General features: G+C 45.4%; 14 protein-coding genes. 6 read left to right on the top strand and 8 right to left on the bottom strand.

From position 1 onward, the window contains the following. Nucleotides 1-76 precede the first annotated feature (76 nt). From B5P39_RS04045 to B5P39_RS04030, 4 genes are all read left to right on the top strand, one after another. Nucleotides 77-1,312 (top strand): integrase domain-containing protein, encoded by a 1,236-nt coding sequence (locus B5P39_RS04045; RefSeq protein WP_088210559.1) that lies wholly within the window; start codon nt 77-79, stop codon nt 1,310-1,312. Then, nucleotides 1,306-2,061 (top strand): hypothetical protein, encoded by a 756-nt coding sequence (locus B5P39_RS04040; RefSeq protein WP_088210558.1) that lies wholly within the window; start codon nt 1,306-1,308, stop codon nt 2,059-2,061. The genes B5P39_RS04045 and B5P39_RS04040 overlap by 7 nt, the downstream gene beginning before the upstream one ends. Before the next feature lie 125 nt (nt 2,062-2,186). Further along, nucleotides 2,187-2,450 (top strand): helix-turn-helix transcriptional regulator, encoded by a 264-nt coding sequence (locus B5P39_RS04035; RefSeq protein WP_088210557.1) that lies wholly within the window; start codon nt 2,187-2,189, stop codon nt 2,448-2,450. Between the two features lie 236 nt (nt 2,451-2,686). After that, a complete protein-coding gene (locus tag B5P39_RS04030; RefSeq protein WP_088210556.1) occupies nt 2,687-3,271 on the top strand; it encodes a YagK/YfjJ domain-containing protein in 585 nt (194 codons plus the stop codon). A 571-nt stretch (nt 3,272-3,842) separates the two neighbouring features. Here the strand turns inward: B5P39_RS04030 and B5P39_RS04025 are convergent. From B5P39_RS04025 to B5P39_RS04010, 4 genes are all read right to left on the bottom strand, one after another. After that, nucleotides 3,843-4,796, bottom strand: coding sequence for a hypothetical protein (locus B5P39_RS04025; RefSeq protein ID WP_088210555.1), 954 nt, complete (start codon nt 4,794-4,796; stop codon nt 3,843-3,845). A 366-nt stretch (nt 4,797-5,162) separates the two neighbouring features. Beyond that, nucleotides 5,163-6,155, bottom strand: coding sequence for an Abi family protein (locus tag B5P39_RS04020; RefSeq protein WP_088210554.1), 993 nt, complete (start codon nt 6,153-6,155; stop codon nt 5,163-5,165). After that, nucleotides 6,155-7,975: a restriction endonuclease subunit S gene (locus tag B5P39_RS04015; RefSeq protein ID WP_088210553.1), complete on the bottom strand. Its 1,821-nt coding sequence runs from the start codon at nt 7,973-7,975 to the stop codon at nt 6,155-6,157. Before B5P39_RS04015 ends, B5P39_RS04020 begins: the two co-directional genes overlap by 1 nt. Beyond that, complete coding sequence (locus tag B5P39_RS04010) at nt 7,975-9,471, bottom strand: type I restriction-modification system subunit M (protein WP_088210552.1); 1,497 nt, start codon at nt 9,469-9,471, stop codon at nt 7,975-7,977. Before B5P39_RS04010 ends, B5P39_RS04015 begins: the two co-directional genes overlap by 1 nt. Before the next feature lie 249 nt (nt 9,472-9,720). Here B5P39_RS04010 and B5P39_RS04005 point away from each other — a divergent pair, with 249 nt between their 5' ends. Continuing rightward, nucleotides 9,721-10,128: a hypothetical protein gene (locus tag B5P39_RS04005; RefSeq protein ID WP_088210551.1), complete on the top strand. Its 408-nt coding sequence runs from the start codon at nt 9,721-9,723 to the stop codon at nt 10,126-10,128. Between the two features lie 176 nt (nt 10,129-10,304). Here B5P39_RS04005 and B5P39_RS03995 read toward each other — a convergent pair whose 3' ends face one another. Next, nucleotides 10,305-10,454 carry a hypothetical protein gene (locus B5P39_RS03995; protein WP_011626831.1) on the bottom strand — a complete coding sequence of 50 codons (150 nt, stop codon included), beginning with the start codon at nt 10,452-10,454 and terminating at the stop codon, nt 10,305-10,307. A gap of 74 nt (nt 10,455-10,528) precedes the next feature. Here B5P39_RS03995 and B5P39_RS03990 point away from each other — a divergent pair, with 74 nt between their 5' ends. After that, nucleotides 10,529-10,903 carry an elongation factor Ts gene (locus B5P39_RS03990; protein WP_140418321.1) on the top strand — a complete coding sequence of 125 codons (375 nt, stop codon included), beginning with the start codon at nt 10,529-10,531 and terminating at the stop codon, nt 10,901-10,903. Between the two features lie 9 nt (nt 10,904-10,912). Here B5P39_RS03990 and hsdR read toward each other — a convergent pair whose 3' ends face one another. The 3 genes from hsdR to B5P39_RS03975 all read right to left on the bottom strand — a co-directional run bounded on the left by hsdR (nt 10,913) and on the right by B5P39_RS03975 (nt 16,502). Continuing rightward, complete coding sequence (gene hsdR, locus B5P39_RS03985; RefSeq protein WP_176399856.1) at nt 10,913-13,381, bottom strand: EcoAI/FtnUII family type I restriction enzme subunit R; 2,469 nt, start codon at nt 13,379-13,381, stop codon at nt 10,913-10,915. Between the two features lie 319 nt (nt 13,382-13,700). Beyond that, a complete protein-coding gene (locus tag B5P39_RS03980) occupies nt 13,701-14,810 on the bottom strand; it encodes a hypothetical protein (protein WP_088210548.1) in 1,110 nt (369 codons plus the stop codon). 9 nt (nt 14,811-14,819) lie between these two features. Then, nucleotides 14,820-16,502 carry a hypothetical protein gene (locus B5P39_RS03975; protein WP_088210547.1) on the bottom strand — a complete coding sequence of 561 codons (1,683 nt, stop codon included), beginning with the start codon at nt 16,500-16,502 and terminating at the stop codon, nt 14,820-14,822. Nucleotides 16,503-16,506: the final 4 nt, after the last annotated feature.

The raw sequence follows: 16,506 nt of genomic DNA, 5'->3' as shown, positions 1-16,506 counted from the left end.
CATCCGTTAATATCCGCTTGCAATAGATACATCCAGGGCTACACTGATTGAAGTTTGTTCTACTTGGTGTATCAAAATGGCAAAAAGTACCAAGCAAATTAGCGATACCGAAATCCGCGCGGCTAAACCTAGAGAAAAAGAGTACAACCTGTTTGATGGCTTAGGGCTACGTTTAAGGATCAAACCCAATGGCTCTAAGTTGTGGCTACTCAACTACACTCGCCCATCAGATAAGAAACGAACCAACCTAAGTCTAGGTAGCTACCCCGCAATATCCCTCGCTAAAGCCCGTGCTTTAGTTTTAGATGCCAGAACCCTTCTTGCTGAGAATATCGACCCTAAACTCCATAAAGAACAAGCTATTGCCGCTGAAACGGCATTAAAGGTCAACACCTTTGAAAAAGTAGCCAGTGACTGGTTTGAAATAAAACGGGATAGCATTACTAGCGAACATGCGGCAAAAACCTGGAGCTCACTAGAACTGCATGTCCTCCCCTATTTGGGTAAAACGCCGATAGGACAGGTCACCGCGCCAATGGTTATCAAGATTTTTCGACCTATTGAGGCTAAAGGTACACTCGAAACGGTAAAGCGTCTTTCGCAGCGCATTAACGAAATCATGGTTTATGCCGTCAACACAGGCTTAATCCATGCTAACCCCTTGTCGGGAATTAAAGCAGCCTTCAAGAAACCTAAAAAGCAAAATATGGCGGCAATGCCACCAGCAGAACTCCCCGAACTGATGCGCACCATTGCTAATGCCAGCATTCGGCGGACAACACGATTCTTAATCGAGTGGCAGCTACATACTATGACTCGACCAAACGAAGCTGCAGCGGCGCGCTGGGATGAAATTGATATTGACGAGCGCCTATGGGTGATCCCAGCTGAACGAATGAAAATGAGCCGTGAACATATAGTCCCGCTCTCGGATGAATGCCTCGCAATATTAACCGCGCTAAAACACATCAGCGGCAATCGTGAATATCTTTTCCCCGCGGATAGGGATCCTAAAACCCACTGCAATGTGCAAACAGCCAATGCGGCATTAAAGCGTATGGGATTACAGGATAGAACGACCGCCCATGGCCTACGCTCATTAGCCAGCACAGCGTTAAACGAACAAGGATTTGATTGGGATGTGGTGGAAGCGGCGCTTGCCCATACCGACCGCAATCAGGTTCGCAGTGCCTATAACCGTGCAAAGTATCTGGAACGACGTAAAGAAATGATGGATTGGTGGAGCAAACATATTGTTAAAGCTGCTATATCGAATGCTAGTTTAGCGATATCTCAGGAGGAACCATGGTAGACAAAACAACTCTCAAAACAACTAATATTCATCAAGATGATCGCCAAACCCTACACCAATATGGCTTTAGTGATTTCGAGATAGATAGACTACGGCAGTGGGTCATGTCCAGCCCATGGGAAATCAATGAAGTTAACGCAGTATATGACAAACTGGCTGAAATGAAGGCGAATATCGATGCGTTCAAAAAAACCTTGTTACGATTAACGGCAACACTTCCAGCCTTAACTTTAGAGTTAAACCATCTTAATAAACAATTTAGCCAAAACGCATCTCCTAGCCTTATCGAAGGCTTTTCGTTTATGGACTCGAGTCAAACACCAGACGCGAAACAAGCAGAGCAAGAATTATTATCAGGGCTTAGTAGCCTAGAATCGACCATCAAACACCAGCTACAAATCTGCAAAGCACCAATGCTGTTCCAATATAATCAGACCCTAATGGAAATAAAGGAAACGACGGGGAAAGAGCGCCTATTACTTAGTTTACGCAGTATTTGGGCGCAAAAGCATCCAGAAGATTTAGCTGATGCCAGCGCTAACTTCATCAACTTTATCGCGATTTTATTTATGAGCTCCGATAACAAGGATGTAGAAGTCGTTGATCACGACACTTGCAAAGGGTGGTGGAATAAAGTTCGTAAACCTGAGTTGAAAAATGCTAAACGCTTGCGCTTTCCTATCATCAGCTTCATCGATGATCAAGGAAATAAAACCTATCTAGCCTCCCCACCCAAACTTAACAACTAGGCTTTAGCAACTCAATGCAAGTACAAAACTGCAATATTTCAATGCTGTTTTGTACCAGACCTTTATTTAACTTCTCGGCATGATGCTTCCGAAGTCATTCAACAACATCCATTACGGGGTTAATTATGTCTGAAGTTAAAAGAATCGTTCGTAAACACGAAGCCAAAACAATGCTTGGGATTAGCCACAGCACCTTGCATGAACGTATCAATGCTGGGTTGATACCTCCTCCCTTTCGTTTATCGGGTCGTGCTGTAGGTTGGTACGAGTATGAAATCCACTATATTCTCGCGGCGCTGGCCGCAGAAGAATCAGATGATGAACTTGCGCTGGTAGTAAACAGTCTTCTGAAACAACGTAAAGATGCCTGGGCAGCATTAAGACGCTAACAATGAGCACAATGACGCATCAGACAAGGACGTCTAGCGCTCATTATCGAACGAGTTCGGTTGTTTTCGATAATTCCGATAGGTTTTTAACCCTCAAAATACAAACACAGTAAACACCTAAACACCACAGAAAACGCCACTCGGGAAGTTAATACACATGGTTAGACAATCGGGGATATTAATAATATCTCTATCCCCCATACCACACTTGCCGAAATAATATTGGACAACAACCAATGCATATAACCCATGCGGACTTTTTTCACTATGCAGGACAAGATTGGAAAATCAATAACAAAGGCTCAGGATGTTATTTGAACATTCTCAATTCACTCTTTAAATTAATTATTAGCTATCAGCAGCAACACTACCGGCTACTCGCCATTCGATACGATTTACATCAAGCCAGCAGCGTTGATAGCAACAAACGCATGACGGTATTTTTTAGACGTTTGAACAAACAACTCAATGCAAAGTACCAAGGCATCGATATGCGCTATGCCTGGGTCAGAGAACAAGCCACAGCAAATGCACCGCATTATCACATTTTATTGTTACTCAATGGGCAAACTGTACGCCACCCTCATAATATTACGATGATTTGTACAAAGATTTGGCAGGAAATGAGCGGTAGCATTTTCTTTCCAGAAAATCTGTATTACTTGGTATCTCGAAGCGATGTACGCAGACTAGCCCAGTTAATCTATCGGGTAAGCTATTTCGCTAAAGGGAAAGATAAAGAAAATCGACCAGAACAAACCAAAAATTTTAGTTGCTCCCGATGCGAACTAAAAAATTACGCAATAAAATCCGCTCTGTAAAGTACGTCAAGCACGCGTCAAGCACGCGTCAAGCACGCGTCAAGCACGCGTCAAGCACGCGTCAAGCACGCGTCAAGCACGCGTCAAGCACGCGTCAAGCACGCGTCAAGCACGCGTCAAGCACGCGTCAAGCACGCGTCAAGCACGCGTCAAGCACGCGTCAAGCACGCGTCAAGCACGCGTCAAGCACGGCAGAGTAACAGGTTATCTCTTCAATTCAATAAACAAAACTAACAGCCCCTTCAAAGCCCCTTCAAAGCCCCTTCAAAGCCCCTTCAAAGCCCCTTCAAAGCCCCTTCAAAGCCCCTTCAAAGCCCCTTCAAAGCCTCTTCAGGTTGAAGAAAAGCAATCTCTAATTGCAATCAATGATTGAATAGCCTCCCACACATTTCAACACGCTGAAAAACAAACGCAAACCTGCGCGGATACTTGCGCGCATAGACTTGACTAGACTACAACCTCTCCACTCTGGAAGATGTGACTAACGATATTTGGGAGACAAAAAGATATCAAATCTTTAAAACACTTACTTTACACCGCCATCTCACGTCATGATGGTGCTTCACTTTCTTTAACCACCAAAGCCTGAAGAGATATAGCGCTTATGAGTCACATAGAGGTGAGTACAACAAATAGGACAGGCATTTGCCATGCCTTTAATCCCCGTGAATGTCTTACCGCAAACACAAGTGCAGCGCACAAGTTTGCGCGGGTCAATATGAGAACCTTTGGTTGATTGTTCCCCTGCAGCCACAGTGCGTTTCCCCAAACCCACATCCTCAGATATCAGACTGTCGGCCAATTTCTGCTCCTTCAGCGCCTCATCAATCAGTCGATGTTTTTCGGCAAGACGTCCATCCTCTCTTGGATGGTACTTCCAACACTTGGCTATGGTGCCGGTGTTAAGCCAGCCAAGTAATTGAGCTCTGGCAGTGCCAAGTACACCCCCTTCGGCCAGAGGATCGCGATAAAAGTGGTGGGATAACACCTCCAGATCCAGCAATATCGCACCTGCTCCCATTTGCCGCAGCAGATTCTTATCTATCGGAAAGCTGCGCCCCTGGTAGACGAAATACACAATTAAGAACGCCTCAGGAAACTCATACAAGACATCGACCTTGTGCCCCATAAAGTCGGCATCGACCGTCAACTTAACATCATTGGCCGTTAACAGCATTTGTTTGGCACACTTAACCTCAGGCTTAAAGCGGTGCTGCAAAGTGAGGGGAATTGTTACTTGAATTTGGTACTCTGGCACAGTTAATCCGGCGCCATCACTTAGCAGTTGATGCGCCATCATCCTAAGCGACACTTCAAACGAGTACTCGCAATCGACTATCTCTTCTTTGGGGATGTTGCGGGTATGGTGAGAAAAGTGCCACTCGCGCTCATCACCATGGCGTGCAGATAAGCGCAAACCACAGGAAGGGCAAATACAATCGCAGGCAAGCCCCCGCTCGACCTCTGCAACATCTTTCCACTCGCCAGTGGTTTTATCCTGTCCGAAAGGTACACCAAATTTCATCTCAGCCATCCTTGATCAAAATGAATATACTCAACATCCTTTACGTCACAAACACAAGAGCGTCGATTCTTAAACCAGATTTTATCAATTTGATAGCCCTGCTTTGTCATCGCACAAATTAAATCGTGAATGTGATATCCCCACTGATAGGAAACAAGCAATGCGCTCACCGGAGTCAGTGCAAGTTTGCGTAAAACAGACCGTAGATGACGGCAGTAAAAGTTACGGTCCCGCAAGTAAAATTTGTTGACAAAAGTCCATATGTTGGACTACCCTTCTCAGCAACACGGCCCCTGTCGGTGACGCTACCTAGTAGCAGAACTGCTCAGGGGTTTTTTATTATCTACCTTTTATTTCAATCACTTATTACCAATCATCCAGCCAGTTTTGCGGGGCTCCCATGCCAAATAAGTTGAGCCCAAGATGGTCAAGATTGGGAAATGACTGCAAGTGATTCCGCATCCGTTCTGGCCAGGTGGAGTTGGGGTTAATCTGGGCAAGCAAATGCTGGCAAATTCTCAACAATAAATAGCAACGCGCCAACCGGTGAGCATTGCCATGGTAAGCCGCCACCCAATTCAGCTCCGCCTCTGGGGGCAATCTGGGCTGGTCGCTCATGTTGCGATTCCACAAGCGGCTGTGATGGGCGCACACATTACGCAAATAGTTAAGGCTTCGCAGCCAACTGGCAAATACCCGGCCGTTGGATACCCCATAGGCGGCCGAAATGCGGTCCTGATCGGCCTCGGTCATGCCCGCATACAGGGTAGACATGGTGCCAAAGTCCCACACTTCACAGGCGACCCAAATTGGCAAGGGCAAGCCGTAGCGCGCTTTATTGTGTTTAACAAACTCTTCCTTGGAGCGGCCAATCAGCCTGGCGTGATTACCCAGCCAACTGTGGTGTTCACTTACGCCTGTTTGAGGGTCCAGTTTATGGCAGAAATCCGCAAACAGAAATTCGGGCTTAAGGTACGCAAACGGGTCCTGCTCGCCAAGGGTGTGGGAAATATCGACCCTGATGGCAATTTCAATCCGCTCCAGCGCATCCATTGCCAGCATACGCAAGCGCTTATCGAACACGTACAGTTCTACTGCATCCACAAAACGGCAGCCGGGTTTGAAATGCTCGAGTGCCAAACGGGTTGGGCGTACCTTTTTGGGCCTGGTGCCCTGCTCACTCAGCAGCACCAGCTCGCCACTGCGCTCACGCATCGGATACCAGTAGCCACTCAAGCGGTAGTACCCGATACGCTCAAGATAATCGAGGGCAGATGGTTCATCTGTCACCGTCATACCACGGGCTTTCAGCTGGTCAAGCTGGGCTTGGTAACTGAGCCAGGGTTTGCTGTAGGGCATCAGGCAAGAGCTCCGTCCACCAGCGCATCGGTGAGCTTGAGCTGGGTTTGCTGACTGTCGCTGAGGCGTTGTTTGAGTTGGTCGCAGATGGCCATTAACTCATCGACTTTTGCTGTTATCTGTTGCTTCTCCCCTGCTGGAGGCACGGCAATTAGACAAGCACGTAACTGGGTTTTGTTTATCGAGGCAAGATTCGTAGTCTGTTTGCTTGAACCTGCAAAATAATCTCTAGCAAAAGGACCATTAAGATACATTTCTAGCCAAGTTTCACTCTGCTCACTAAGGAAGGGTCTTGCTTTAAAAACATGGTTTTGATGAGCCATATACGGCAATTCAGAGCGCCAAATAGCTGTACGCCCAACTTTATCCCAATCCCCCCCCTCGGTAATCAGCAAATCTCCTTTTTCTACAGCGTACTTTTCCAGCTCATCAACAGGTAAATCGATTTCCTTTACGTTTTCAAGACTCAAATAACCACGTTGAACATTTGCTACGCTGAGATAGGGGATCGTTTTAAGCTCTCGACCTACGAGCTTTCTCCCTTTTGTAATGCCACTCTGGATATCTACTACATCCTCAAAACGGCACCACTCCCAGCCTTTGGGCAGGGAGAAAGGCTTTTCGTCGTCGGTGATGGCGGGGAGCGGTTTGTCTTTTTTGATTTTCTTCTCTTTCACCAAACGCGCTTTTTCGGCGGCGATGCGCTCCAGCAACACAGATGCAGGTTCGTCATTTGGGTCTTGGGGCACAAGCTTACCCATGACGGCCAGTTGCAGTATGGTCTGCTTTAAGGCGTCGATGCTGGCCTCGGTGGTAAACAGGGTGTCGAAGTGGTCGCTGATGCGGGCCCAGTTGGCCAGGAAGTCATCGGCAGCAGAATTTATAAGCGAGCCCTCAGCCGTTGCCGAAGGCGACTGTAAAGAGCCCTCAGCCGTTGCCGGAGGCAACAATAAAGAGTCCAACAGGACGGTGACCAGCTGCTGGTGGGCCTCGATGCTGGCGTCGGTTTGCAGCTCGAGCTGGTCGCACAACGCCATCAACTCATCCACTTTAGCAACGATGCGGTGTTGTTCTTCTGTTGGAGGTATAGGAATTATCCCATTAAAAAACTGCTTATCATTAATGGCCGGATAAGCGACTCCGGTTTGGACATTTTCAACATAACTGACAAAACAAGGGGAGCGCAGATATCTATAGACATAACTGCTTAAAATACCTTCAAATGGATGAATGATTGCAAATGCGGTACTCGCAATTGGCTCTGGCGATATATCCCTATCAATTACAGCTATGTTTAAAAGGTAAGGTCTAATTGTCGAATAAATAACGGTTCCAGACTTTACAATTTTTCTTGCCCTAGATGGTGCGTCGGTAGCTGAAATTACTGTCGGTGAATCAATAAAGCCCATTTCTTTATTAATTGCGCCCACATCAATGTACGTAAATAAAGAGTCAGGCGTCTTCTGACCGTGATCATGGCCGATTTCCCCTAACTTTACCCACTCCCACCCCACCGGCAGCGCAAACGGCTTCTCGTCTTCACCAATCTCTGGCAACGCCTTGGGCTTTTTAATCTTGCCCTCTTTCACCAGCCGCGTCTTTTCGGCGGCGATCCGCGCCAGCAGCACAGACGCGGGTTCGTCGGTTGGATCCTGTGGCACCAGCTTGCCGCGCACGGCCAGCGCCAAAATCAGCTCGCGCAGCTTTTTGATACCGTACAGCTCAAGCTTTTTGCCACTGCCACGGCCGGAGGCGGACTTGGCTTGAATAGCTGAAGTCCAGATATCGATATGCTCGGTTATCAAGTTCTCGACTGACATCAGTTGAACTCTCCCTGAGTGCCGGCGCTAAGCGCCTTACCGAGAATATCTTTCAGCTGGGTGCGCAGCGCGCTTATCTGCTGCTGCTGGGCGGCAAAACGGGCAAGCAGTTCGTCCGGGTCGTGGCTTTCGACCTCTCCGACATGGGGGTTTTTGATATCGAGGTTGAAGTTACGCTCGATAAGGGTGTCGATACTGACCTTCCAGGCATGCTCATTCTCGACCCGGGCGGCAAAGCCGTCGGCCTCGTCGCCCCACCACTGGATTTCGGCTTCAAACTCTTCAAACTTCATCGGCTTGGTTTTGCTGTAGTTTTTAACGCCTTCCGGATAGGGGTGCTCGTAGAACCAGACGTCTTTGGTGGGCGCTCCCTTGGTGAAGAACAGAATATTGGTTTTGATGCCGGTGTAGGGGTTAAACACGCCGTTTGGCAGGCGCACTATGGTGTGCAGGTTGCAGCTGTCACAGAGCAGCTTTTTGATTTTGGTTTTAACGCCTTCGCCAAACAGGGTGCCGTCGGGCAGGACCACGGCGGCGCGGCCGCCTTTGCCATTGCTGGCGCTGCCATCTTTCAGCACCTCGATGATGAGCTGCAGGAACAGATCGGCGGTTTCGCGGGTTTGCATGTCGGCCGGGAAGTTCTTTTCGATGCCGTCTTCTTCGGTGCCGCCAAAGGGCGGGTTGGTGATGATGACATCGACATCGTTATCCCAGCTGGACAGCGGCTGGCTTAAGGTATTGCCGTGTTTGATTTGCACCGGCACCTCGATGCCGTGCAACAGCATGTTGGTGGTACACAATAGGTGCGGCAGCTGCTTTTTCTCAACGCCATGGATTTGCTGCTGCAGTAACTGATGCTCGGCGGCGGTATTTACCTGGGCTTTCAGGTGCTCGACCGCGCAGGCCAAAAAGCCACCGGTGCCGCAGGCCGGGTCCATGATTTTTTCGCCAAGCTTTGGGTTAATGCGATTAACCATAAACTTGGTGACGGCGCGAGGGGTATAGAACTCACCGGCATTACCAGCGCTTTGCAAGTCGCGCAGAATTTGCTCGTAGATGTCGCCAAACAGATGGCGCTCGCTGGAGTCGGTAAAATCGACCTCGTTGAGCTTGTTGATCACCTGGCGCAGCAGGGTGCCATTTTTCATGTAGTTGAAGGCATCGCTGAAGGCTTCTTTCACCACATAACCACGGGGGTTGGTGTCTTTCGGGGCGGTTAGGTTTTTGAGGTCAACAAACAGCTCGTTGTTGATGAACTCCAGCAGCTCATCACCGGTGATGCCTTCTTTGTCTTCGGCCCAGTTGCGCCACAGGTATTCACTGGGTATAGGTAAACGGTAATCGCCCTGCTCAAATTCCAGTTCTTGTTCCTGCGCATCAAATATTTTAAGAAACAGTAGCCACGACAACTGACCAAGACGCTGGGCATCGCCATCGACGCCGGCGTCTTTACGCATGATGTCTTGGATGGATTTGATAACGGAACTGATGGACATGAGAGAAATACCTGAATACCGGAAAATGCTTGGGATAGTAGCAAATTAGTGGCGTCAATACACGAATTGAGGGGATATTTACGAGCAATATAATTGGATAGCGTGAATAAAAAATCGCCTTATAGCAAATAGTTAATAACATACATCACAAAATCAATGTCTCTAGATAACAAGGACTGTTAAGGAATAAGTCTTTGTGCTTAAATGCGCGTCACTACAACTCATTAACATGGACGAACGTGAGACACGATGATCATTGAATGCCCCCACTGCCGACACGATAACGAAATAGAGTATGCAGAACATATCCGCTGTAAAAAGTGTGAGAAGGACTATAAGGGCTATAAATTTTCAAAGCGCAAATGGATTGCTACCGGGACCCTTGTTGTTGGCGTAGTTTTTGGTGTTCATACGGGCAAAGACCACCTATTGCACGACAATGCCGATCGTTATCCGTTGGATGTGGAATATGCCTTTTTGGACAGCTGCGTTAATGGCAGTAATAACCTGCTTTCCACCAGCAGGTATCAGGATAAACGTAAGGTGTGTTTATGCGCGATGAAAGAAACTCAAAAACAATTGAGCTATCGCGAGGCACAAAAAAATATCGACAATTTTAAGGCCGCACTTCGGCTAAATGCCCACAACTGCAGTTAATCTAAAGAGTAAAAAGGCCTACATCATGTGCAGGCCTTTGTTTTATCAGTTCAGATTATTTTTTGGGCGTGTTACCACGCCCAGGGCCGGATGGATTACCCGTCTTGCTTGGGTAATTGGGGTTTGGCTGAGGCTTTGCTGGCGCATTAGCAGGCGATTTTGTCATCACTGTCTCCTTATTTACCGGCATTTTGGTTTTTTGCTGCTCCGCTTTGGGCGCGGGCAGCGAAAGAACCTTTAGGAACTTGGCCACCATTCTGCTTGGCGGTACCAGACTGAATACGAGCAGCGGCTGCGGGTGTCATTGGGGTTTTATTGTTGGACATAATCAATTCCTTTAATGAGTTAAATGGGTGTCTTCGCTAAGACAGGCACAGAATCGCATAGGGATCGGGGACAAATGGGGACAGCACAAAAACAAAAGCAAATTAAAGAGCTATTGAGCAAGTTAGGGCTGAGTATTCCGAATTTTGCTGGGCTGGTTTACGAAGCGCTTTATATAGATGACTGTGGTGATTTGGGCGTAAGTGATGCCGATGAAGATCGCAAGTTTGCAGAAAAAATAAAAAAGCAGCTGAGCCGCAAGACGACACCTGAAGAGATTCTGGATCAATACCTTGAGATACTGGCTGAGCAGCCAGGCTTTGAGGCATTGCAACTTGGGTACATTAAAAGCCGCTATGTACCTCACACCTGCTTAAGTGATGAAATGACCGAGGTCATGAGGCAAATTTCTGTTGAGCTTGATGTCAGGGCAGAAAAGTCAATCACATAGGCAGTTAAACTACCCCACCGATTGATAGATAGCGGCCTCAAGTTCGCTGATAGCCTGCTCGTAATCAGCGACATCCCCAAAGCTCTTTTTCACAATTTCCATAGGGCGTCCCAACTCAGTAAAGGGGGCCACCTTCAATACCTGACGGTTTTCAATCTCCTGTACTCCGACGTCGGCATACTTATCAAGTAGGCTTTGGAGCACTTGCTGGGCGGTATCTGAGTATTTGGTGAAATAGTTGCGCTTTTTCACCTGCTCGGCACGCTCGCGGCGGGTGAGTGGCGGCTGATCGTACACCACATGGCAAATAAGGTCGAAGGGGTCCATTTCTTTGCCGACCTCCTGCTCCAAGAGCTCCCAGACGATCCCCAGAGTTGCCAGTTCTTCTATGACGGCCTGCTTACGCTCGGCGCCATGCCAGCACTTGATAAACTCGTCCATAGAGGCAAACTGTTTAGACAGGGTTTTACGGGTGTAATCTTTAAATGACTCGGTAACCAGTTTGCCATCAGTGTCGTAATACTGTACCCGCTCCGCCAGCGCTTTTACGTCCACGCCGTTAACATGGAATTTGCGGACTTTATCTTCACTTTCCCAATCACTATCGTTGCCCTGCTTGTTATTGCCTGCCCCCACCACCTGATAGCTGGATGGCGGCTCCTGAATCGAGCCGGGATCGATATCCTCACCATCAAAGATTGAGGCGGGATCGTCGCTGGTTGCATCAACATCATCTCCCGAGATGCTGTTTAAACCTTCTTCGGTATCGAAGTCCTCTGGCTTGACCTGCTTAACCCGCTCGGGGGTACCATCGAAGAGCTCGTCGGCAAAGAGTTCAGTAGCCTTTTTGAAATCGAGAATGGTGAACCACAATTTGTTGTATCTGTCGTCAATTCGGGTGCCACGGCCGATGATTTGCTTGAACTTGGTCATTGACTGGATGGATTGGTCGAGCACCACCAGCTTACAGGTTTTGGCATCGACGCCGGTGGTCATCAGCTCTGAGGTAGTGGCAATGACCGGATAGGCTTTTTTGGGATTGATGAAGTTATCCAATTGGCCTTTGCCGATTTCATCATCACCGGTGATCTTCATGATGTATTTATCGTTTTTGGCCACTTGCTTAGGATTGAGGTTTACCAAGGCGCGGCGCATGCGTTCCGCATGATCGATGTCATTACAGAACACTATGGTTTTGGCCATGGGGTCGGTGCGCTGCAAATATTGGGTGATGGTTTTAGCGACCAGCTCGGTGCGTTCATCAATGACCAGGGTACGGTCCATGTCCTTTTGGTTGTAAATGCGGTCTTCGATTTCGTGCCCAGCTTTATCCAATTGGCCTTTGTTTGGGCGCCATCCCTGAACGTCCACATCAATATCGACGCGGATCACCTTGTATGGTGCAAGGAAACCATCTTCAATGCCCTGCTTGAGTGAATAGGTATACACAGGATCACCAAAGTATTCGGTGTTGGAGACTTCATCAGTTTCTTTTGGGGTAGCGGTAAGGCCAATTTGAGTCGCAGCGGAGAAATATTCGAGTATTTCACGCCAGGCACTGTCTTCGGCGGCGCTACCGCGGTGACACTCGTCCACTACGATAAGATCAAAAAAATCTGGGGCAACTTGTTTATACGCTTTTTGGCTTTCTTCTGGGCCTGTTAGCGCCTGATAAAGCGCGAGATGTATTTCGTAGGCAGGGTCTACAGTTCTGCCACTAACCTTGGTCATGGACGTACCAAAGGGTTGAAAATCATTGGTTTTAGTTTGATCGACTAGGATGTTGCGGTCAGCAAGAAACAGGATGCGTTTTTTAGCGCGGGACTTCCACAAGCGCCAGATGATTTGAAAGGCTGTGTATGTTTTCCCTGTGCCAGTTGCCATAACTAAAAGCACTCTGTCCTGCCCTGCTGCAACAGCCTCAACGGTTTTATTGATGGCTTGAAGCTGATAATAGCGCGGCGCCTTACCGTTGCTATCAGGATAATAATCCTGTGTGATAACCGGCAAATGCTCTGTCTTGTATCCCTTCCAAGTGCAGTACTTGTCCCACAGCTGCGCCGGTGTGGGAAAATCTTCGAGGGTGATGGTGGTTTCGAGGGCTGTTGGATTGGTTTTATCGTGAAAAATAAAACCGTCGCCGTTAGAGGCAAATATGAAGGGCACTTCCAGTAAGGCTGCATAATCCAGCCCCTGTTGCATTCCCTTGCCAATTTCGTGCTTGTTGGCCTTGGCCTCTATGACAGCCAGTGGCATGGATGGCTTGTGATAAAGCACTATGTCGGCTGATTTTACTTTGCGCCTTGCAGCCACCTGACCACGAACAATCACTTTACCATCTCGAAGTTTTACCTCTTGACGGATTTGCGTCATATCGTTCCATCCTGCTTGCTTGATGGCTGGTAAAATGAACTTGGAAATGATATCGGCTTCGGTTAACAAGGCTTTTTGCATTAGTAGGCTTCCACTATCATCCATGGGTTGGAATGTCTTTTGATTCTCGCACAAAGAAATTGATTCAGGTAGCCGTGAACCTGAGTTATTTGATTTAAGACAATGGGATAGATATTTAAAATTAATCAAACACACATGGATTGGCGCGGACAAACGCAGACCTTGCGCGGGATTTGGAGCCGAGATAGTTGGTGTACCTCAATATACCAGAGAGACACCAAAACCATTTTTACAAAACAGTTGCTAAATACTCCATATCTGCGTAATAGAACACAGGGAAGCAACTGTTCAGCAAACGGTTTAGTTACTTCCCTTAAAGACCAAAGCTCCAGTATATATCGCACTATAAATAATCGCCTATCCAGCGAATATCTATTTTACCACCTACTCGCTGTCTTAAGTTAAAAATAATTAGTTCAAGTCTTTTGTCAAAGTCAGTCACAACAAGTATATATATTGGTTTAGATTGCGCAGAGTCCCTACTAAATGACAGTGAGGCAATTTTGATGTTTGGAATGATGTAACTTAACATCTTATCAATATCAGCCTCAATCAGTCTCTCTCGTTCACTTAGAGGCTTTGATATAAATGAACTTCCTCCTTTGAACTCAATAACTGATACCAAACTAGGTAGCTTGAACTGATCATTCTTGACTATTTTCTTACTATCACCATAGAGCTGAAACTGTGCATTAAAACGTCGATCAAAAATAGCAAGATCCGGTATTCTATATTTTCTATCGCCATACTTATTACAGTTAAAAAATATTTCAACCGCAACTTGATTATGGTTAAGTCCACTTTTTCTAAGATGATGATAAAGTAACCCAACGTGAGAACACTCAGGCCCAAAGTCAGAAACCGTCTCATCAAAAAACTGAGACCAAAACCTACCTGACGAAAGTAAATCCTGTATAGATGAAACGCTCTCAGAATTAGAATAATTTAATTCTATGCAACGTTTTCCATTTTCATACCAGCAATAAAATAAACTTTCTAACTGTGAGGCATATGAAAAATTTGCTCCATATGAGGATGCAAGCTCGGAATAGTAAATTATATCATTTTTGTTAAATGCTATTCCCAATGGAGATAAGTCAACACAAATCAACCAAGTTTCAACAGGTTTGGTAGATTCTGAAGCAAAAAGCTGTAGTTTACTGAGATCGTGACTAAGTCCTTTACCTTTACTTTCAACTTCTTTCATCTTAGCTAAGGAATTTCGATGACCATTTGCACCCGCTTTAATCTCAATGGCAAATATCTTTTCACCACTGTCAATACAAAAATCGATAGCGCCGCCATTGACTGATTGTTCTCGCCAGATCTGACTTTGATCAAAATACTTCCTGGCCTCATGATAAAAAATCGATTGGAACACCCCCTCAGAACCACAAACCAAGTTAGCCTCTGAATAAAAACCTTTTAATAACGCGTCAAATTTAGCATCCATAATTCACTCCTACAATATTGGTTTTGAATAACTCTCAAAATATCTTTCCATATTTATAATCTCTTTATTAAAAGACAAATATCTATTTACATATGGACTTTTCTTTAAAGAATACTCAGCAGTTAGCATCATCTCATCCATAATCATTTTAAAATTTTCACGAAAAACATCTTTAAAAAATCTTACAGATGGAAAACCACTGGAACCAATATCTGTAAAAAATCTATATTCTGGGATTTCTTTGCCATCGTAATCATCAACACTTGAATAAATAAAATCATTGAGAGTTAAAAGGCAAAAACCATCAATATCAGAAAAAAAACAAGGCAGCATTCGTCCGTTATTTAGGTCTGGAATTAGAACAAAATACAATAATCCATAATAATCATCAGGAACATCTTTTCTTTGGCTAGATAATTCTCTAGCTAAACTCAATAAGTTGGCTAATTCTTGCGCATGTTTAGATGTAGAAACATATTGGCTAGGATTATCCAATATATCATATTCGCATATACCTATTAGCATGTGAGGAAATTGTTTCAGAAAAAAATCCTCTCCAGCGCCATAATTGGCTATCTTCTTAACTATGGTCGAATCTTCCTCAGCAATTTCAAAATACTTAGATATCCGAAATTCAAACATATGCAAATAGCCGCCTACCTTCTTAAAAACAAAGACCTCAAGTATGCATTCACTCAACAACACCCAATCCCTTTCTTGAAAAAATTTAAATTTTAATTCGGATATCTCTGCAATTTCCAATTGTGTAGCAAAGTAGTCTAACAAAGCTCGCAATGAACTCCGGCTTAGTCTGTCAAGGTCGAATTCTTCAGGTAAATATTCATCCTCGTCTACACCTTCGGACTCATTACCTTGAACATAGCCAAATTTAAGTAGTTCATGATAAAAGTTGCTCAATATATTCAAACCTAAATCATCAACAACTATCTTATTCCACTCTTTTTTTGACAATGAAGATAATGGTTTATCGAGAAAATCTGAATCCAATTTCTCAACTGAATAAAACAATTGATTTGGAGTTAGACTAAAAAGGTCAATACCAGCAAAGTTTATGTCCTTTTCTAAAAGAGTACCATTTCCAATAAAATACTCTACTTGTAATCTTGCTACCTCTTTATAAAATGGAATCAAGTCATATTTCTCATCAACTCTGTCTGCCATATTGTAAACTTGATCTTCAATCATCTCTGTCAAACCTAGCTTCTCTTTACCACCTAAAAAATTAGTGCCTTTAAGAATCTCACTTAACAGTCGGTCCAATGAAACGTAACGTCTATCGCTGCTCATTTTTATTTGTAAATAATTAATAAATCTAAGCCAAATTGATTTATCACCAGTGATCCTTTTCTTCTTATTATCGATGCTATTTAAACGACACCTGGAGAAATCAACATTAAATGCCTGTTCGCTCCCATAGTCTTTTGAAAAATCAACCTTGGATGCTGTCAACTCATATTTAGAAGCTATAGAGTTAAATCTGTAGGCCATTAATCTTCTATCATTAGAGGGGATTTTTCCTATAAAACTCTTAAACTTATTACTGATAACTCTTTCTTTTTGAGCCATATCCTTGCTATCCAGCTCCATATACTGAAGCTTTTCTGCATTAATCTTTTCACCACGAAATGATTCTTTGGAATCTATGACATTGGGTTTATTTTCACTATTCATATCT

Source organism: Shewanella sp. Shew256, from assembly GCF_002196695.1.
Classification (GTDB): Bacteria; Pseudomonadota; Gammaproteobacteria; order Enterobacterales; family Shewanellaceae; genus Shewanella; species Shewanella mangrovisoli.
Note: the sequence above shows the minus strand (reverse complement) of the source record. Positions and strands in the feature narration are given on the sequence as shown.